The 17,656-nt window shown below is 69.5% G+C and carries 18 protein-coding genes and 3 tRNA genes; 5 read left to right on the top strand and 16 right to left on the bottom strand.

The window, feature by feature from the left end; genetic code table 11:
• Positions 1–7: 7 nt before the first annotated feature.
• The gene (gene cls / locus AC3WLZ_RS01665) at positions 8–1,471 is read right to left on the bottom strand and encodes a cardiolipin synthase (RefSeq protein WP_492470933.1); all 1,464 of its coding nucleotides are present in this window, start codon (positions 1,469–1,471) and stop codon (positions 8–10) included.
• Positions 1,472–1,540: 69 nt separating this feature from the next.
• Complete coding sequence (locus tag AC3WLZ_RS01660; protein WP_412926189.1) at positions 1,541–1,726, bottom strand: hypothetical protein; 186 nt, start codon at positions 1,724–1,726, stop codon at positions 1,541–1,543.
• A 137-nt stretch (positions 1,727–1,863) separates the two neighbouring features.
• Here AC3WLZ_RS01660 and AC3WLZ_RS01655 point away from each other — a divergent pair, with 137 nt between their 5' ends.
• Positions 1,864–3,021 (top strand): DUF4192 family protein, encoded by a 1,158-nt coding sequence (locus AC3WLZ_RS01655; RefSeq protein WP_492468795.1) that lies wholly within the window; start codon positions 1,864–1,866, stop codon positions 3,019–3,021.
• On the opposite strand, the gene lysS is transcribed toward AC3WLZ_RS01655, so the two are convergent.
• The 13 genes from lysS to tilS all read right to left on the bottom strand — a co-directional run bounded on the left by lysS (position 2,972) and on the right by tilS (position 14,978).
• Positions 2,972–4,489 carry a lysine--tRNA ligase gene (gene lysS, locus AC3WLZ_RS01650; RefSeq protein WP_492468794.1) on the bottom strand — a complete coding sequence of 506 codons (1,518 nt, stop codon included), beginning with the start codon at positions 4,487–4,489 and terminating at the stop codon, positions 2,972–2,974. The two genes, AC3WLZ_RS01655 and lysS, sit on opposite strands and share 50 nt — an antisense overlap.
• A gap of 120 nt (positions 4,490–4,609) precedes the next feature.
• Complete coding sequence (gene panC / locus AC3WLZ_RS01645) at positions 4,610–5,464, bottom strand: pantoate--beta-alanine ligase (protein ID WP_412923358.1); 855 nt, start codon at positions 5,462–5,464, stop codon at positions 4,610–4,612.
• Entirely contained in the window at positions 5,461–6,192 is a 732-nt protein-coding gene (locus tag AC3WLZ_RS01640) for a DUF2520 domain-containing protein (protein ID WP_492468793.1), read from the bottom strand. Before AC3WLZ_RS01640 ends, panC begins: the two co-directional genes overlap by 4 nt.
• Complete coding sequence (locus tag AC3WLZ_RS01635; RefSeq protein WP_492468792.1) at positions 6,189–7,907, bottom strand: PH domain-containing protein; 1,719 nt, start codon at positions 7,905–7,907, stop codon at positions 6,189–6,191. The genes AC3WLZ_RS01640 and AC3WLZ_RS01635 overlap by 4 nt, the downstream gene beginning before the upstream one ends.
• 32 nt (positions 7,908–7,939) lie before the next feature.
• Positions 7,940–8,539, bottom strand: coding sequence for a PH domain-containing protein (locus AC3WLZ_RS01630; RefSeq protein WP_492468790.1), 600 nt, complete (start codon positions 8,537–8,539; stop codon positions 7,940–7,942).
• Positions 8,481–8,978: a DUF3180 domain-containing protein gene (locus AC3WLZ_RS01625; protein WP_412923354.1), complete on the bottom strand. Its 498-nt coding sequence runs from the start codon at positions 8,976–8,978 to the stop codon at positions 8,481–8,483. Before AC3WLZ_RS01625 ends, AC3WLZ_RS01630 begins: the two co-directional genes overlap by 59 nt.
• Positions 8,975–9,502 (bottom strand): 2-amino-4-hydroxy-6-hydroxymethyldihydropteridine diphosphokinase, encoded by a 528-nt coding sequence (gene folK / locus AC3WLZ_RS01620; RefSeq protein WP_492468789.1) that lies wholly within the window; start codon positions 9,500–9,502, stop codon positions 8,975–8,977. Before folK ends, AC3WLZ_RS01625 begins: the two co-directional genes overlap by 4 nt.
• On the bottom strand, positions 9,499–9,867 hold the full coding sequence (gene folB, locus AC3WLZ_RS01615; protein ID WP_412923352.1) for a dihydroneopterin aldolase: 369 nt from the start codon (positions 9,865–9,867) through the stop codon (positions 9,499–9,501). Before folB ends, folK begins: the two co-directional genes overlap by 4 nt.
• A complete protein-coding gene (folP, locus tag AC3WLZ_RS01610; RefSeq protein WP_492468787.1) occupies positions 9,867–10,658 on the bottom strand; it encodes a dihydropteroate synthase in 792 nt (263 codons plus the stop codon). Before folP ends, folB begins: the two co-directional genes overlap by 1 nt.
• Positions 10,655–11,245, bottom strand: coding sequence for a GTP cyclohydrolase I (gene folE / locus AC3WLZ_RS01605; protein WP_492468786.1), 591 nt, complete (start codon positions 11,243–11,245; stop codon positions 10,655–10,657). The genes folP and folE overlap by 4 nt, the downstream gene beginning before the upstream one ends.
• Before the next feature lie 6 nt (positions 11,246–11,251).
• Complete coding sequence (ftsH, locus tag AC3WLZ_RS01600; RefSeq protein WP_492468785.1) at positions 11,252–13,255, bottom strand: ATP-dependent zinc metalloprotease FtsH; 2,004 nt, start codon at positions 13,253–13,255, stop codon at positions 11,252–11,254.
• Positions 13,256–13,404: 149 nt separating this feature from the next.
• Positions 13,405–13,956, bottom strand: coding sequence for a hypoxanthine phosphoribosyltransferase (gene hpt / locus AC3WLZ_RS01595; RefSeq protein WP_412923348.1), 552 nt, complete (start codon positions 13,954–13,956; stop codon positions 13,405–13,407).
• Between the two features lie 23 nt (positions 13,957–13,979).
• Complete coding sequence (gene tilS, locus AC3WLZ_RS01590; RefSeq protein WP_492468784.1) at positions 13,980–14,978, bottom strand: tRNA lysidine(34) synthetase TilS; 999 nt, start codon at positions 14,976–14,978, stop codon at positions 13,980–13,982.
• 96 nt (positions 14,979–15,074) lie between these two features.
• On the opposite strand from tilS, the gene AC3WLZ_RS01585 reads away from it, so the two are divergent.
• Positions 15,075–15,608: an inorganic diphosphatase gene (locus tag AC3WLZ_RS01585; protein WP_138176144.1), complete on the top strand. Its 534-nt coding sequence runs from the start codon at positions 15,075–15,077 to the stop codon at positions 15,606–15,608.
• Between the two features lie 53 nt (positions 15,609–15,661).
• Here the strand turns inward: AC3WLZ_RS01585 and AC3WLZ_RS01580 are convergent, their stop codons facing one another.
• The gene (locus tag AC3WLZ_RS01580) at positions 15,662–17,116 is read right to left on the bottom strand and encodes a peptidoglycan DD-metalloendopeptidase family protein (protein WP_492468783.1); all 1,455 of its coding nucleotides are present in this window, start codon (positions 17,114–17,116) and stop codon (positions 15,662–15,664) included.
• A 214-nt stretch (positions 17,117–17,330) separates the two neighbouring features.
• On the opposite strand from AC3WLZ_RS01580, the gene AC3WLZ_RS01575 reads away from it, so the two are divergent.
• The 3 genes from AC3WLZ_RS01575 (at position 17,331) to AC3WLZ_RS01565 (ending at position 17,640) form a co-directional block, all read left to right on the top strand.
• Positions 17,331–17,403: transfer RNA gene (locus AC3WLZ_RS01575), tRNA-Glu, on the top strand.
• Positions 17,404–17,429: 26 nt separating this feature from the next.
• Positions 17,430–17,503: transfer RNA gene (locus AC3WLZ_RS01570), tRNA-Asp, on the top strand.
• A gap of 64 nt (positions 17,504–17,567) precedes the next feature.
• Positions 17,568–17,640, top strand: a tRNA-Phe gene (locus tag AC3WLZ_RS01565).
• Positions 17,641–17,656 lie beyond the last annotated feature (16 nt).

The raw sequence follows: 17,656 nt of genomic DNA, 5'->3' as shown, positions 1-17,656 counted from the left end.
GATGGGGTCACTGCAGCGCCGAGGTGAGACGCGCGAGATTGTCGAGGATCGTCGAGCGCAGGGGCTGCCGCCGCCATTCCTCCGCCGTCAGTTCGCGGCTCAGCGTGCGGTAGACGTCTTCCACCCGATGCATTTCGCGCGCGAACTCTTCGCCGCGGACGAGCATCGAGATCTCGAGGTTGAGACCGAACGAGCGCATGTCCATGTTGCTCGACCCGATCACGGCCACCTCGTCGTCGATCGTCAGGCTCTTGCTGTGCAGGATGAATGGCTTGCGATACATCCAGATCTTCACGCCGGCCGTCAGCAACGCCTCGTAGTAGCTCCGCTGGGCGTGGTAGACCATCGCCTGGTCGCCCTCCTCGGAGACGAACAGCTCCACGTGCACGCCCCGCTGGCACGCGGTGGTGATCGCCAGGAGCAGCGCCTCGTCGGGCACGAAATACGGGCTCACGATGATGATGCGCTCGCGGGCCGCGAAGAGAAGCCCTAGGAACAGCTTGAGGTTGTTCTGGAAGTCGAAGCCCGGGCCCGAGGGAACGATCTGGCAATCCAGGTCTCCGGGACCGGATTCGACGCTGAACAGGTCGATCTCGTCGGTCAGCGTCTCGTCTGTCTCGCTGTACCAGTCGCTGAGGAACACGGCGTTGACGCTGGCCACGACCGGGCCCTCGACGCGGACCATGAGGTCGACCCAGTGGAGTCCGCGGCGGATGTTCTTACGCAGGTTGTACGACGAATCCGTGACGTTCTGCGAGCCCATGAAGGCCACCGCGCCGTCGATGACAAGGAGCTTCCGGTGATTGCGGAGGTCGGGGCGCTGGTAGCGCCCTCGCAGCGGTTGCACCGGCAGCATCAGGTGCCAGTGCGCCCCCATGGCGTCGAGGCGACGCAACGTCTGGCGGTAGAACGGCTTGCCACGGTTCGCCCAGTGGTCGAGCAGCACCCGCACGACGACACCGCGCTCGGCGACCTCTTCGAGCGCGCGGAAGAAGTTGTCGGTGGAGGCGTCGGTCTGGAGGATGTAGAACTCCACGTGGACGTAGCGCTTCGCCTGCCGGATGGCATCCGCCATCGCGTCGAGGCTCTCCTGATAGTCGGCGATGAGGGTCGCGGCGTTGTCGCCCGCGATGGGCATCGCGCCGAGATTGCGATTCAGGCGCACGAGCGGACGGAACCAGTCGGGCGCGTTCGGGCGGAGCGTGCCGAACTCGAGCGACTCGCTCGTGTCGTGGATGTACCGGTTGATGTCGGCCTGCTTGCGACGGCGCTTGCGCGGCAGACGCGGGTTCCCGATGAGGAGGAACAGGAACACGCCGACGAACGGAATGAAATAGATCGCCAGCAGCCAGGCCATCGCCGCGGTGGGTCGGCGGTTGCGCGGAACGATGATGACGGCGGCGATGCGCACGACCAGATCGATCACGAACAGCGCGATGACGAGCCAGCTCGCCTCGAACGTGGTGTCGATCACGGGACCTCCTGGGCGGGATGTCCCCCCAGCGTAGTGACCGGCCCCGACACGCGGGGACGGCGGGGCTCAGCGCTCGCTGCTGTCAGAGGCGGGGAGACCGCGCTTGGCACGCTCCTGCGCCTCGATGCGCGCGTACGCCTTGCGCTCCGTGCGGTCCATGCGAATGACTCCGCGCAGGATGAAGAAGAAGGTCACCGAGACCACGATGGTCGGCAGGATCGCCCACAGCACGCCGGCCCACATGTCATCCACCCTCCAAGGATACGGGCAACGCCTGTGCGTCGGTCGGGAGGGCGACCGCTCCCTCCCACCCCGCGATCCTGACGATCCCTCCCCAGATCGCGCCGATCGCGCCGCGGCCACCGTGATGGCTGCGCCACCCTCGGGGCATGCCAACGATCGTCCGCGCCGGATCCTCCGCCGAGTTCCTCGCCCTCGTCCCCCACCTCCTGGAGTACACACCGAGATCCAGCCTCGCCGTCATCACCTTCGCCGCGGGGCGCTCCGTCGGCGCTCTGCGTGTCGACCTCCCCGACCCGTCGCACGCCGCCGTCGACAGTGTCGCATCGACCGTCATCGGGATGGCGTGCAAGGTTTCGCAGACGGATGCCATCGCCGCTGTCGTTTACACCGACGCCCGCCTCAGGCATGCCGAGGCTCTCCCGCACCGTGCGCTGGTGGAGGCTCTCATGTCCCGGGCCGACATCTGCGGTCTCCACGTGACGCATGCGCTGGTCGTGGGCGCGGACGGGTGGGACAGCTATCTCGCACCCTCCGCTGCCGGACCGCAACCGCTCGCGGAGATCGCGGCACCGTCAGAGCTTCCCCCGATGCCTGCCGTCGACGGTGATCAGTCAGCCGCGGCCGCGCTCCCCGCGATCGGACCGACCGTGGGCAAAGCGGTGGGGCGACTGCTGGCAGACGCCGAGCACCTGGTCTCCCGCTCCCCCGCGGGAAGGCGACTGCCGATCCACCGTCGAACAGCCGCGGCCGCGCTCCTCGACGACCTGAGCGATCCCCCGGCCCTGTTCGAGGCCGCCATCGCGTCCGAGTCGCCGCTCGACGCTCCCTGTCTCGCCGCGGTGGCGTTCTGCCTGCAGCGACCCGCACTTCGGGACGTCGCGCTGATGCAGTGGGTCGGCGACCTCGCCACCGGCGACGCGATCTACCGCGCCCAGTTCGCCTTCGCTGACGGAGGCTCCTTCCCGGAAGACCTCGCACGCCCGACGTGGGGGGAAGGCGCGAAGCCCGAGTCGACGCGGCTTCACCGAGCACTGACCGCGTGCCGCCAGGTCGCCGCGGCGACCCCACTCGCCGGGCGGGCCGGGCCCCTCGCGGCGTGCGCCTGGCTCGCCTGGGCCACAGGGCGATCGACGCACGCGGCGGCCTACGCCGATCACGCACGCGAGATCGATCCCGACCACGGCCTCGCCGACATCGTGGCGACCCTGGTCGCCCACGCGCGCTTGCCCGAGTGGGTGTTCGAGCGCGAGCCGGCTACTTCACCAACGGAAACAGGATCGTCTCGCGGATGCCGAGACCGGTGATGGCCATGAGGAGACGGTCGATACCCATTCCCATGCCGCCGGTGGGCGGCATGCCGTGTTCGAGCGCGCGCAGGAACTCCTCGTCGATCGACATCGCCTCGTCGTCACCGCGCGCGGCCAGCTTCGCCTGCTCGGTGAAACGCTCGCGCTGGATGACGGGGTCGACCAGCTCGGAGTACCCCGTGGCGAGCTCGAATCCCCGCACGTACAGGTCCCACTTCTCGACGACGCCCGCGATGGAGCGGTGCTCACGCACCAGGGGGCTGGTGTCGACGGGGAAGTCCATCACGAACGTGGGGCGCGTCAATCCGCCCTTCACGAAGTGCTCCCACAACTCTTCGACCCACTTGCCGTGCGTCTCGTGAGCCGGAGCATCGACACCGGCCTCCGCGCCGATCGCACGCAGCTCGTCGAGGGTCGTCTCGGGAGTCACGACGCTCCCCGCGGCTTCGGACAGGGAGTCGTACATCGAGATGCGGTCCCACTCGCCGCCAAGGTCGTATTCGGTTCCGTCGGCCCACGTCACCGTCGTGGAGCCGGCCACGGCGACGGCCGCGTCCTGGATCAACGTCTGCGTGAGGTCGGCGATGCCGTTGTAGTCGGTGTACGACTGATAGGCCTCGAGCATCGCGAACTCGGGGCTGTGGGTCGAATCCGCACCCTCATTGCGGAAGTTGCGGTTGATCTCGAACACGCGGTCGATCCCACCCACGACCGCGCGCTTGAGGAACAGCTCGGGGGCGATGCGCAGGTACAGATCGGCGTCGAAGGCGTTGGAGTGCGTGACGAACGGTCGAGCACTGGCACCGCCGTGCTGGACCTGCAGCATCGGGGTCTCCACCTCGACGAACGAGCGCTCGGCGAAGGTGCGGCGCAGGCTCGCATTGACCTTTGCCCGCGCCAGCACCGTGTCGCGTGCGCGGTCGCGCACGATGAGATCGAGGAAACGGCTGCGCACCCGGCTCTCTTCGCTGAGCTCGGAGTACAGGTTCGGGAGCGGCAGCACGGCCTTGGACGCGACGGCCCAGTCCGAAACCATGATCGAGAGCTCGCCGCGGCGGCTCGAGATCACCTCACCGGAGACGAAAACGTGGTCGCCGAGGTCGACGAGTTCCTTCCACTCCTGCAGCGACTCCTCACCGACGTTCGCGAGCGAGACCATGGCCTGGATGCGACTGCCGTCGCCCGCCTGCAGCGAGGCGAAGCAGAGCTTGCCGGTGTTGCGGCTGAACACGACGCGTCCTGCGACGCCTGCGGTCACACCGGTCTCGGCGCCCGCCTCGAGGTCGCCATAGCGCTCGCGCAGTGCGGGGATGGTGTCGGTGACCGGAACAACGACCGGGTAGGGTCCGCCGGCGGCATCCGCCCGCTCGGCGAGCAGGCGTTCCCGCTTCGCGAGCCGGACCGCCTTCTGTTCGAAGACGTCGTCTTCGGTCGGTTCGGCGTCGTTCGCGGGCGCGTCGGTCATCGTGAAGGCTCCTCGGGGTCGCATCGAGTTTATCCGCGGCCCGCTCCGCGTTTTCCCGGAACGCGGCCGCTGCCACCGCGGAGCGACCGACACCCGCGGGGCGCGGGTGGATGGTGCGCGTCAGCGCAGCGAGATCTCGGCGTTGTCGATGAAGCGGTGGCCACCGACGGTCGCCGCGATGAGCGCGATCGCGCGACCACGGTGCCCGTCGTCGACGGGGAGGAACGTCTCCGGGTCGACCACCGAGAGGTACTCCAGGTTGATACGTGGTTCGCCCATGAGCGACGACTGCGCCGCCGCGATGCACGAGTCGACACCCAGATCGGCGTTCGATGCGGCGGCCTCGAGCGCGATGGGGAGCTTGGCCGCAGCCCGGCGATCCGCATCATCCAACAGGTCGATACGGCTCGAGATCGGGAGGCCGTCCTCGGCGCGCACGGTCGGAACCAGCGCCGTCGCGATGCCGAAGTCCAGGTCGCGGATCATGCGCCGCACCAGGAACTCCCGCTGGAGGTCGCGCTCACCGTACACGGCGACGTCAGGACGGATCAGGTGGAAGAGCTTCGCCTCGACCGTGAGAACACCGTCGAAGTAGAAGGGCCGTGTGCGCCCCTCGTACCTCAGGCCGAGATCGCCCGCGGACACGCGCGTCGTGGCGGTACCCGCGGGGAGGAACTCCCGCGCGGTCGGTGCGAAAACGAGATCGATGCCCAATCGGTCGAGCAGATCGGCATCCGCCTCAGGGGTCCGGGGATAGGCCGCGGTCTCTTCCGCCGTGCGGAACCGCAGCGGATTGACGAAAGTCGACACCACGATGACGTCGGCACGCTCTCGGGCGGTGCGGATGAGGTCGCGGTGGCCGTCATGGAGGGCCCCGAGCGTCGAAACGAGAGCGACGCGCGCAGCACCGCCCGGGCGATCTGCGCTTCTGGCCTCGGCCAGTCGGGTGCGCAGATCCTCGATGGTGCGGATCATTCGTCGATCGTAGCGTCCGGGGGAAGGTCCTCCGCGCGGACGGGACCGGTCCCGTCCACCAGCGCCTGGTCGACGCTGGAACGCACGAGCGCCGACAGATACCCGCCCGTGTTCTCCACTCCCACGCCCGCCAAGAGTCCCGCCGCCTGCCTCACGATGGAACGCGAGAACTCGGTGGCCGTCGCGACCGCCTCGGCGTACGCGGAACGGTCGGACTCCGCGATCACCACCGGCTCGCATCCGAGTTCGACGGCCAGGGCTTGCGCGATCGGCAGGACCGGACCGGGCGCGGTGACTGCGGCATACGCCTGCGCGAGCTGCCGCAGATCGATCGACGATGCGCCGGTGAAGACGATCGCGGGATGGATCGCGAGGGGGATCGCCCCGCGTTGGAGCGCCGGCGCCAGCACATCGACGCCGTACGCGGGGTCGGTATGCAGCACGAGCTGTCCGGGCTGCCAGGCGCCGAGGTCGGCGAGTCCAGCCACGAGCCCTGCGAGCTGGGCATGCGGAACGGCGACGACGACGAGCTCACTACGCCGGACGACTTCCTCGGGCGGCAGGATCGGCACACCGGGGAGGATGGCTTCCACACGGTCGTCGTCCGATCCCGACGTGATGCCGGTCAACGCGTGGCCGGCACCCGCCAGCGCCGCGCCGAGAACGGGCCCCACGCGCCCCGCGCCGATGATGCCGACGCCGAGCCGACCGTCGCGTCCGCCGCTCATCCGGCCCACCGATGGCTACGGTCGCCCGCCGCCGCGGCGATGGTGAAGCGCGCGGTGTCCTCGAACAGGGAGACGGCGGCGTCCCGGTCGAGCGCGCCGACCGAAGTGCGAACCGTGCCCGCGATCACGTGCGCGGCCAGGGTCGCCGTGCGCGTTGCGCGCGCGACGGGTCCCTGGCGCAGGCCGATGGACTGCAGCCGCGCCAGAGGGATGATCGCAAGCGTCCGATGAACCCAGCCCCGCCGGAGGAACAGCGCGTCGGCCGAGAGCACCGCGCCGTTGGGTCGCCATGAGAAAGGCCGCAACAGCCGCGCGCGCCCCGGTGTCGTCACGTAGGGGTCGTCGTCCACCGGACCAAGGATGCCGTCCCGGAACACGAACGTCCATTCGTCCGGCGGCAGCGCCGGGGCCAGGATCCGCAGCACCCGCTCGATGTCCTCCCGCGTCCCGATAGGCAGCACGGCCGCGAACGGGTCGGTGGTGGAGTCGGTCGAGCCACGACCGGAAAGCCTGTTGATCGAGATGCTCCACCAGCCGAACGGTCGCCACAGCAGCGGCTGGTGGACCTCGATCGCGTGCACGCGTCCCGGCGGCAGCACCTCGCTGATCGTCGTGAACAAGCCCAGCGTGAGCCGCACCCCGTCGGGGCTCGGCGCGATGGAGTACCGCAGGCCACGCGCGATCGAACGCACGTAGTACGCCCCGAAAGCCAGGAACGCCGGAACGATGGTGAACAGCACCCACAGTGTGGAGAGCGACGCAGCGACCGCGATCGCGACGATCAGCACGACAAGCATCAGGGTCGAACCGCTCAGCACGCGCGAAGCGACGAGACGCCCGAACGGAATCCGCACGATGCTCTCGGGTTCGGCATCCGAGAAGTCTTCCCCGTCGACGATTCCCTGGATGCCGGCCGCCACCGCGTCAGCGGCCTGCTGGACCGAAGATCCCGGGGCGACCGTCGCCGCGCCGCGTTCCGCGAGACGTCGACCGGATGCCAGCCGCAGGATGTCGCCTCGGACGGTCTCGGCGGCAGGAGCCGACAGGTACTCGAGTTTGACGTTGGAATCGAGTCCGGCGCCCACCACCTCGAGCTTCGCCAAGCCCAGGATGCGGGCAAAGAGCGGTCGCGTGAGATTGACGCCCTGCACGCGGTCGAGCGGCGCTCGCCGGTGCGTTCGGAAGAGGACACCCGAGCGCACTTCGACGTCGTCGTCGCTGATTCGGAAGGTGTGGAAGCGCCACGACAGCCGGAAGATCACGAGCAGCACCACGAGTACCGCGAGCGCCCCGCCCCCGGCGATCAGGATGAGGTTGTTCGCGAGGATGAAGTCGACCGGATCCGGCGGGACGACACCGGGAGGCAGGTCCGTCACGGAGGGCAGGAACAACTCGATCAACCGCTCCCGCAGGTTCGCCACGATGACACCGATGATCACGACGAGGAACAGTCCGCCACGCAGCAACGGGGTGAGCGGATGCAGACGCTGCCACTCGCCATCGCTCAACGGCGAGCGGACCATGGCGCGGGGAGGCGCACCCTCGGGGCTCTCCCCTCCCCCGGCGGGTCCGGCGACCCCGGCGGGCCCAGCGCCCTCGGCGGGTCCCACGCCCCCGGCGGGCCCAGCGACCTCGGCACCCGACGCGGGCGCCGCGATCGCGTCAGGCGACGGCGGACCCCACGCGGGCTCAGGTCGAGGCGGTGTCGAACCCACCTCCGCCGACGGTTCCGGCTGCCGCGGATCAGTCACAGCCCGGTCCGGCGGGTCTCGGCGACGTCGATGAGAGTGTCGCGCAGCTGTTCGGCCGCGCTCTGCGTCAAGCCCGGGATCGTGATCCCCGAGGATGCGGCTGCGGTGACGAGCTTCAGCTGGGCGATACCGAATCCCCGATCCAGCGGACCGTGGGTGATGTCGACCAGCTGCATGCGTCCGTACGGCACGGCCACGACCCTCTGCCACAGGATGCCGCGGCGGAACACCAGGTCGTCGCGGCGCAGTTGGTATCCGAACGACCGCGCCTGGCGCGGCGTGATGATCATTCCGATCGCGGTGACCAGCAGCACGACGCCGGCCGGGATCCACTGCCACATCAGTCCGGTGACGATCTGTGCGACGATCGCCGCGGCGAGCACCACCAGGAACACCGCCCCCTGCGAGATCAGCTGGACTCGGATGTAGGCGCGCGCGAGCTGGTGCCACGTGCCGTCGCCGAGAGGCAGACGTCCCTCGCCGCGCGGCTCGAGGATGCGGGAGTAGGTCGCGTCGTCCAGGACGGATGCCGGGGGCTCAGCCGACGGAGGGACCGGCGTCGGGGTGCTCTCCGGCAGATCCGGGGTGTTCGTCATCGTCGTCCTTCCGGATGGTGCACAGCTGCTCGGCCACGAGTCCCGCGACGACGAGGACGGCACCGCACACGGCCGTCGCGATGATCGACCCCAATGAGCCTAACGACGGAGTGAAGGGACGCGTGAAGACGAAAGCGAGAAGTCCCACCGCGAAGCCCGTCGCCGCAGCTCCCACGAGAGAGGAGGCCTTCGCCAGCATCGCAATCCGCAACGCCCGGAACGGGTCGATACGGCGACCGCTTCGCCCCCGAGAAGCGCGGAAGATCGGCACGGCGAACGCAACGACGATCGCGCCGAGAAGCACCAGGATCGTCGGCAGACTCGCCGCCGGCACGAACGTGGGGCGCCCCGTGGACGTCAGAACCGCGTCGACCAGGAACCCGACGACGAGGCCCGCGAGCACGGCGACGATGAGGATCGTCGCCCCGGTCCGCTTCACGATGCACCGCCCCGCACCGCAGCGAGCAACGCGTCGACCCGCCCGCGGCCCGGAATCTCGGCATCCGGATCGATCTGGAGCCACGGCGCGAGCACGAAGTCACGTTCGTGCGCGCGAGGATGCGGAACCGTGAGGTGTTCCTCCTCGATCCGGGCGTCACCGTAAGCGATCAGGTCGAGGTCGAGCGTGCGGTCGCCCCACTTCTCGCGCCGCACCCGCCCGTGCTCGGCCTCGATGCGATGCAGCTCCCGCAGCAGGGTCGCGGGAGCCAGTCGTGTCCGCAGCAGGGCGACGGCGTTGAGGTATCGCGGGGCGTCCACGTCCTCGCCCGCGAGGGTGACCGCCACCGTCTCGATCGGAGTCGACACGCGGACGTCGGTCGTCAGCGGCAGGAGCCGCAGCTCCTCGACCGCCGCCCCAAGGGTCTCGGCGCGCGAGCCGAGATTGGCGCCCAGCGCGACGACGGCCGCGACGGGCCGATCGGCGGGCGGATCGCCGATTCCGTGGGCAAGGCGGACGCTCACGCGCGCCCCCTCCGGATCGTCACCGATACGTCACCGAAGGGCACGGTGATGGGGGCCTGCGGCTTGTGGACGGTCACCGTCACGAGCATGACACGCTCATCGGCCAGGACGTCGTCGGCAATGCGCTGCGCGAGCGTCTCGAGCAGGTCGACGGGGTCGCCCTCGACGTGGGCCACGATGCGCTCGGCCAGTTCGCCGTAGTGAACCGTGTCGACGACGTCGTCCGACTCCGCCGCCGGGCGCAGCGACAACTGCAGCACGACGTCGACGACGAACTCCTGCCCCTCGCGCTTCTCGTCGGCGTAAACGCCGTGGAAGCCGAAGGCGCGCACCCCGGTCAGCGTGATCTCGTCGGCGAAGTCCATCAGGCCTCCCAGGCGTGGGCGACGGCGAGGGCGTCGCGGGTGGTCGGAACGTCGTGGACGCGCACGGCCCAGGCGCCGGCTCGGTCGGCCAGAACGCTGGTGACAGCGGTGGCCAGGTCGCGGCGCCCGAGATCGGCATCGCCTCCGAGCGCCTCGGCCAGGAACCTCTTGCGGCTCGTGCCGATCAGCACTCGGCATCCGAGCCCGGACAGCCGCGGCAGAGCGCGCAGAACCTGCCAGTTCTGCTCACCGCGCTTTCCGAATCCTATACCCGGGTCCACGACGATGCGGGCGCGGGGGATGCCGGCCGTCTCGGCCGCGTCCACCCGCTCCTGCAGTTCGGCGAGGACCTCGGCCACCACGTCGTCGTACTCGGCGCGGGCATACATCTCCGCCGACGGACCCCGCCAGTGCCCGAGGGCGATGTCGGCGTCGGTGTCGGCAACCGCGGCGAGCATGTCGGGATCGGCCATACCCCCGGACACGTCGTTGACGATCCTCGCACCGGCAGCGACCGCCGCGCACGCCGTCTTCGCGTTCATCGTGTCGACGCTCACGATGAGCCCCTCGGATGCCAGCGCCTCGACGACCGGCAGCACGCGCTGCTGCTCGACCCGGGGCGCGACGCGTTCGGCTCCCGGGCGGGTCGATTCGCCACCCACGTCGAGCAGATCGGCCCCCTGCGCGCGCAGGGAGCGGGCGTGGGCGATCGCCACGTCGGGGTCGAGGAAACGGCCGCCGTCGCTGAAGGAGTCGGGGGTGACGTTGACGATCCCCATGACGAGGGTCACGGACGACCCCTCCCGATGAGGGCGACGAGCTCCGCCCGTGCCACGGGCTCGGTGTACACGCCACGTGCAGCGATGGTCACCGTGGAGGCGTCGGGCTGCCGGCCACCGCGCATCGTGACGCACTCGTGCTCGGCATCCAGGACGACTAGCACGCCGCGCGCGTCGAGAGCACCCGCGATGGTGTCGGCGACCTGTTCGCCCAGGCGCTCCTGCACCTGCGGGCGGGCCGCGAGGATGTCGATCACGCGCGGCAGCGCGCCGAGCCCCACGACCTGCTCGCCCGGGAGATAGGCGACGTGCGCGTGACCCCGGAACGGCAGCAGGTGGTGCTCGCACATCGAACGGAACGCGATGTCGCGCAGCATCACCGCGCCGGAGGGGAGGGTGTCGGGCGCCGGCCCGCGGCTCACCGAGATGGTGTGCTGCAGGGGAGAGCTGGCATCCTGCCCCACTCCCCCGAAGAACTCCGTCCAGGAATCCGCCACGCGCGCCGGGGTCTGCCGCAGGCCCGGGCGGTCGGGGTCTTCACCGATCGCTTCGAGCAGCTCGCGTACGAGCGCGACCACGCGCTCCCGGTCGACGGCCACGGCGCCTTAGGCGGTGGCCGGACGCGTCTGTCCGCTCGGCCGACGCTGCGGCTGGGTCGCCGGCTGCGCGTTGGCCTCGGTGGACGCGGCGACACCGGCTGCGGACTGGCGTCGCGGGACCTCGACGGGCGGCAGGCTCGACACCGGGCGGTCGCCCGACGACAGCCACTGCGGCCGCGGGGGCAGACGCTTGACGTCCTTGAAGATCTCGGCGAGCTCCAGGTGGTCGAGCGTCTCCTTCTCGAGGAGCGCGAGCGCCAAGCGGTCGAGCACCTCGCGGTTGTCGTTGATCACCTGATAGGCCTCGTTGTGGGCCTGCTCGATGAGTCCGCGGACCTGGACGTCGACGCGTTCGGCGATGCGCTCCGAGAAGTCGCGACCGTGACCCATGTCACGCCCCATGAACACCTCGCCCGACGACGAACCGAGCTTGACCGGGCCGACCTCGTTCGTCATGCCGTACTCGGTCACCATCTTGCGGGCGATACTCGTGGCCTTCTCGATGTCGTTCGAGGCACCGGTCGTGGGGTCGTGGAACACGATCTCCTCGGCGACGCGGCCACCCATGGCGTACGTCAGCTGGTCCTGCAGCTCATTGCGGGTCACGGAGTACTTGTCGTCGAGCGGCAGCACCATCGTGTACCCCAGCGCCTTGCCGCGCGGGAGGATCGTGACCTTCGTGACGGGGTCGGTGTGGTTCATCGCCGCCGCCGCGAGCGCGTGTCCGCCCTCGTGGTAGGCCGTGATGAGCTTCTCCTTGTCCCTCATCACGCGCGTACGCCGCTGCGGGCCGGCGATCACGCGGTCGATCGCCTCGTCGAGGGCACGGTTGTCGATGAGTTGCGCGTTCGAGCGCGCGGTCAGCAGCGCGGCCTCGTTCAGCACGTTGGCGAGGTCAGCACCGGTGAAGCCGGGCGTCTTGCGGGCGACGACCTCGAGGTCGACCGAGTCCGACAGCGGCTTGCCGCGGCCGTGCACCTCGAGGATGCGCTGGCGACCCTTCAGGTCGGGGGCGTCGACGCCGATCTGGCGGTCGAAACGGCCCGGGCGCAGCAGAGCGGGGTCGAGGATGTCGGGACGGTTGGTCGCCGCGATGACGATGACGTTGACCTTGGGGTCGAAGCCGTCCATCTCGACGAGCATCTGGTTCAGCGTCTGCTCGCGCTCGTCGTGACCGCCGCCCATGCCGGCGCCGCGGTGGCGACCGACGGCGTCGATCTCGTCGATGAAGATGATCGCCGGCGAGTTCTCTTTCGCCTGGTTGAACAGGTCGCGCACGCGGCTCGCACCGACACCGACGAACATCTCGACGAAGTCCGAACCGGAGATCGAGTAGAAGGGCACACCCGCCTCACCCGCGACAGCGCGGGCGAGCAACGTCTTACCGGTTCCGGGAGGGCCGTACAGCAGCACGCCCTTGGGGATGCGCGCACCGACCTCCTCGAACCTCTTCGGGTCCTTGAGGAAGTCCTTGATCTCCTCGAGCTCTTCGATCGCCTCGTCCGACCCCGCCACGTCCTGGAACGTCACGGTCGGCGTCTCCTTCGTCACGAGCTTCGCCCGCGACTTCCCGAACTGCATGACCTTGCTTCCACCGCCCTGGGCGCTGGACAGCAGCCACCAGAAGAGCAGGCCGAGCAACACGAGGGGCAGCATGAGGGAGATGAAGCCGTCGAACCAGCCGGGACGCGGGACGACGTCGTTGAAGCCGTCCGACGGGGCCGCGTTGGTGATGGCGGTCGCGACCTCGGACGCGCGCGCGGTGCCGTAGTAGAACTGCACGGTGTCGGCGCCCTCGTACTGCTGCGAGAGCTTCAGATCGACGCGCTGGTCCGTGTCATTGGTCGTCGCGGAGGTGACCGTGTTGCCCTTGAGGAGCTCGAGGCCCTCCTGCGTAGAGACCTGTCGGGCTCCGCTGAGGTTCGAGATGAGGGAGAAACCGATGACCAGAAGCAGACCGACCAGCAGAACGTAGATGATCGGATTGCGCGTGATCTTCTTGAAATCCATGGTGGGCGAGCCCAGCCCTTTCGTGATCCGCCCGGTGAAAAGCGGTGGGATCAGGGTAACGCCCGCCGGCTATGCCGAGACTGTGCGTTCGTCGTGGGCGTACGCGGGCGAGGGATGCCACGCCGAGACGCCCGGCATCCGGATACCGGTCAGGAGTAGACGTGCGGCGCGAGCACAGCGACGTCGCGCAGGTTGCGGTACTTCTCGGCGTAGTCGAGGCCGTAGCCGATGACGAAGTCGTTGGGGATGTCGAAGCCGACGTAACGGCAGTCGACCTCGACCTTCATCGCCTCGGGCTTGCGCAGGAGCGCCAGGACCTCGACGGACTCGGCACCGCGCGAGGCGAAGTTCTCGAGCAGCCAGCTGAGGGTCAGGCCCGAGTCGATGATGTCCTCGACGATCAGCACGTGCTTGCCGGTGATGTCGGTGTCGAGGTCTTTGCGGATCTGCACGACGCCGCTCGAGCGGGTGCTCGCGCCGTACGAGGAGACGGCCATCCAGTCCATCGTGATGTGGATGGGCAGGTGACGGGCGAAGTCGGCCATGACCATGACCGCGCCCTTGAGGACGCCCACGAGGACGACGTCGCGTCCGGCGTAGTCGGCCGCGACCTGCGAGGCCAGTTCGGCGAGCTTGCCGTGGATCTGCTCCTCGGTGAGGAGGACTTCGCTGATGTCGTCGGAGATGTCGGCCGCGCGCATTGGGCAAGTCTACGCAGGACGATTCAGGATGCCGCCCGCGCGACGATCTCGATCCGGCCGCCGACCCGACGCGCGAGGCAGCCGGGCAGGTCGATCGGACCCTGGCCGCGCCAGTCGGTGGCCAGGCGCGCGACCTCGAGGGTCTGGGTCCGGGTGAGGGCGACGCCGAACTCGCTCTCGACGACGTGGCGCACGATGCGGTTCCGCAGCGCGGCGGGGTTCGCCGCGAGCGCCGCGACCGACACCGAGATCCCCGCCTCGGCGTGCTCGACGATGTCCTCGATCGTCTCGTCGATCATCTCCTGGAACGCCGCGGCGTCCTCGCGCAGCTGATCGGCGGTGCGCGCGAGGGCCTCGGCGACACCGGGCCCGAGCTCGGCCTCCAGCACGGGCAGCACGGTCTCGCGCACTCGCACGCGCGCGAACGCGGGGTCGGAGTTGTGGGGGTCGCGCCACGGGTCGAGTCCATCCGCGACGCAGGCGGCGGCCGTGGTCTCTCGTCGCACGGCAAGCAGCGGGCGCAGCAGCACCGGGCCGGCGGCATCCCGACGCTCGAGGGCCATGCCCGACAGGCTCGCCGTGCCCGACCCGCGCGCGAGCCCGAGCAGCACCGTCTCGGCCTGGTCGTCGAGCGTGTGGCCCAACAGCACCGCGTCGGCTCCGACCTCGGCGGCCGCGCGCGCCAGACCCGCGTATCGGGCCGCGCGGGCCGCAGCCTCGGGTCCGTCCCCCGCGCCCACCTCAACCGCGACCACCCGGGCAGACAGCCCCAGTCCGCGGGCGACCTCGGCCGCCCTCTCCGCGATCGCGTCGGATCCCGGCTGGAGCCCATGGTCGATCACCACGGCTTCGGCGCGGATGCCGTGCCGCGGCGCCTCGAAGGCCGTCGCCGCCGCGAGCGCGAGCGAGTCCGCCCCGCCCGACAGCGCGACCACGACAGCACCGCTGCGTCCCGCGAGGCTCGCCCGCACCGCTCGCCGCACTTCCGCGACGGCGGGGTCGAGTCCAGGTCGTCGCTCCACTCCTCCACGGTAGCGGCCCCGGCTGAATGCCCGAACGGACGTGGAGCGCCCCGACTAGGCTGGGCGCGGAAACCCACAGATCTAAGGAGCACACGTATGGGCGCGTACGACGCCGTCATCGAGATCCCGCGCGGCAGCCGCGTGAAGTACGAAGTCGACCACGGCACCGGCCGGGTCTTCCTCGACCGCATCCTGTACACGGTGTTCGGCTACCCGGCCAACTACGGCTTCTTCGAGAACACCCTCGGCGAGGACGGCGACCCGCTCGACGTGCTGGTGCTCCTCGACCGCGACCTGTACCCCGGCATCCTCGCCAAGGTGCGCCCCGTCGGCGTGCTGAAGATGAGCGACGAGGCCGGCGGCGACGACAAGGTCGTCGCGGTCCTCGCGAAGGACCCCCGCTGGGACCACATCCAGGACGTCGGCGACATCGACGAGTGGACCAAGAAGGAGATCTCGCACTTCTTCGAGCACTACAAGGACCTCGAGCCCAACAAGTGGGTCAAGGTCGACGAGTGGGCGGATGCCGCCGAGGCCGAGCGCCTGGTCGACGAGGCGTTCGCGCGCTTCGAGGAGCACGACGCGCAGACCAAGACGCAGGGCGAGGGCGAAGCCCCCAACACGCTCTGACCTTCCCGGTCACGACGAAGCCCCCGGTCATCGACCGGGGGCTTTCGCGTTGCTCAGACCCAGACTCCGCGATCGCGCAGCCACGGCGCGGGGTCGGTCGTCCCGCCCCACGGCGGGTAGACCTCGAAGTGCAGGTGGCATCCGAACGAGTTGCCGGTCTGCCCGGTCGCCGCGATCTGCTGACCGGCGGACACGCGCTGGCCGTAAGAGACGTAGATGCCGCCGTTGACGATGTGCGCGTATCCGGTGCCGGAGCCGTCGTCGTGCTGGATGCGGATGTAATTTCCGTAGCCGCCGTTGTAACCGGCGTACGTGACCCGACCGGCCGCTGCCGCGTAGATCGGCGACCAGCAGCTCGCCGCGAAGTCTTGACCGAGGTGCCACGTGCTCGCACAGTAATCGGGGCCGCATTGCCCCGTACGGGGGCCGTACCCCGAGCTGATCCCGGCCGACGAGGGGCGCGCCCAGCCGGAGCCGACGACGGATCCGCCACCGCCGCCACCGCCGCCGCCACCGCCACCGCCGCCGCCACCGCCGCCACCGCCGCCACTGCTGGCGGCAGCCGCGGCCGCAGCTGCCGCACGGGCTGCGGCCTCGCGTGCAGCACGGTCGCGCGCTTCTGCCTCTTCGCGAGCCTTGCGCTCCCGCTCTTCGCGCGCCTTGCGTTCGGCCTCGACACCGGCCTGGTAGTCGGCGACGGTCTTGGCCGTCGTGTCCTGGAGCGCCGCGAGCTGGGCCTGCAGCACGACCTGGTTCGCCTGCTGCTCGGTGAGCGCCGCCTGTGCCGCGTCGGCGGCCTGCTGAGCGGCCACCATCTTGTCTTCGGCGATCTTCTGCAGGCGGTCGCGTTCTGCCTTCGCGTCGTCGGCCTGGCTGCTGAGGTTCTTGGCGCTGTCGCGCGCGGCCACGGCCGCGGCGTACACGGACCGGTTGCGCTCGAGGAGCTTGTCCATGGTGCCGAGCTTGGAGAGCAGATCGTCGGCGGTCGCCGCCGACCCCGAGAAGAAGAGGTCGAGAGACGTGTCATCTCCGCCGCTGCGGTACAGCTGCGCGGCGACCTTGCCGGCCTTGGTCGCGGCATCCGTCGCCTTGGCGGCCTCGGCGTCGGCCTGCGTCCTCAACTGCTGAGCGCGGTAGTCGGCGTCGAAGAACGCCTGCTGCGCGGCGTAATACTCGTCCGATCGCGCGATGACCTCGGCCTGGGTGCGCTCGACCTCGGACTGCAAACCTGCGATCAGACCCTGGATGCGGGAGATCTCACCGGCTTTGGCCGCCTCGTTGGCGCGGGCGGCCTCGACATCGGCCCATGACGGGTAGTCGGCCGCGAACGCCGGGGACGACGAGATGAGCGAGGGGACGGTGGCACCGAGGGCGCCGATCGCGACGGCGCCGAACGCACCGAACTTCAGTGCACCGCGGCGGTCGAGAGTCGGCCAGATCCGGGATCGTTCGGCCGCGCTCGGGGCGCAGCCGCAGTCATCAACGCCGATGGGGGGTTCAGGCGCCACGGGAATACCTCATCTCACCGGTTCGCAACTCGCACCACAGTAGCAACACGAATCACACGAACAACAGGGCGCGTTCCCGCTGCCGCGGCTAGTCTGGACCCTCGACACGCCAGGGCGGAGCATCGCCACGCCCCCGATTGGCAATCTCAAAGATCATGAAGTAGGCTCGGTGGTCGGCAAGTGAGCACGAAATCGTAAGGTTCGAGCTTCATCCGGCCCCATCGTTTAGCGGCCTAGGACGCCGCCCTTTCACGGCGGTAGCACGGGTTCGAATCCCGTTGGGGTCACTCACCGGTCACAATTAAATAAGCATGGCCCTGTAGCGCAGTTGGTTAGCGTGCCGCCCTGTCACGGCGGAGGTCGCGGGTTCAAGTCCCGTCAGGGTCGCTCCACAGCGACGGGCCTTCTTTCGAGGAGGCCTTTCGTTTAGGAAGCGGCAGACATGCCGCTCGGCTCTGTAGCTCAGTTGGTAGAGCGTTCGACTGAAAATCGAAAGGTCACCGGATCGATGCCGGTCGGAGCCACACGGGTGACCGTTAC

This window comes from Microbacterium sp. FW305-3-2-15-F-LB2 (assembly GCF_058787255.1).
Note: the sequence above shows the minus strand (reverse complement) of the source record. Positions and strands in the feature narration are given on the sequence as shown.

Coding starts and splice junctions, on each gene's coding strand:
- panC (WP_412923358.1), bottom strand. CDS start 5,464: ATGATCCGCACCATCGAGGATCTGCGCACCCGACTGGCCGAGGCCAGA.
- AC3WLZ_RS01585 (WP_138176144.1), top strand. CDS start 15,075: ATGGGCGCGTACGACGCCGTCATCGAGATCCCGCGCGGCAGCCGCGTG.
- lysS (WP_492468794.1), bottom strand. CDS start 4,489: ATGACCGACGCGCCCGCGAACGACGCCGAACCGACCGAAGACGACGTC.
- hpt (WP_412923348.1), bottom strand. CDS start 13,956: ATGCGCGCGGCCGACATCTCCGACGACATCAGCGAAGTCCTCCTCACC.
- AC3WLZ_RS01640 (WP_492468793.1), bottom strand. CDS start 6,192: ATGAGCGGCGGACGCGACGGTCGGCTCGGCGTCGGCATCATCGGCGCG.
- AC3WLZ_RS01655 (WP_492468795.1), top strand. CDS start 1,864: ATGCCAACGATCGTCCGCGCCGGATCCTCCGCCGAGTTCCTCGCCCTC.
- ftsH (WP_492468785.1), bottom strand. CDS start 13,255: ATGGATTTCAAGAAGATCACGCGCAATCCGATCATCTACGTTCTGCTG.
- AC3WLZ_RS01630 (WP_492468790.1), bottom strand. CDS start 8,539: ATGACGAACACCCCGGATCTGCCGGAGAGCACCCCGACGCCGGTCCCT.
- folB (WP_412923352.1), bottom strand. CDS start 9,867: ATGGACTTCGCCGACGAGATCACGCTGACCGGGGTGCGCGCCTTCGGC.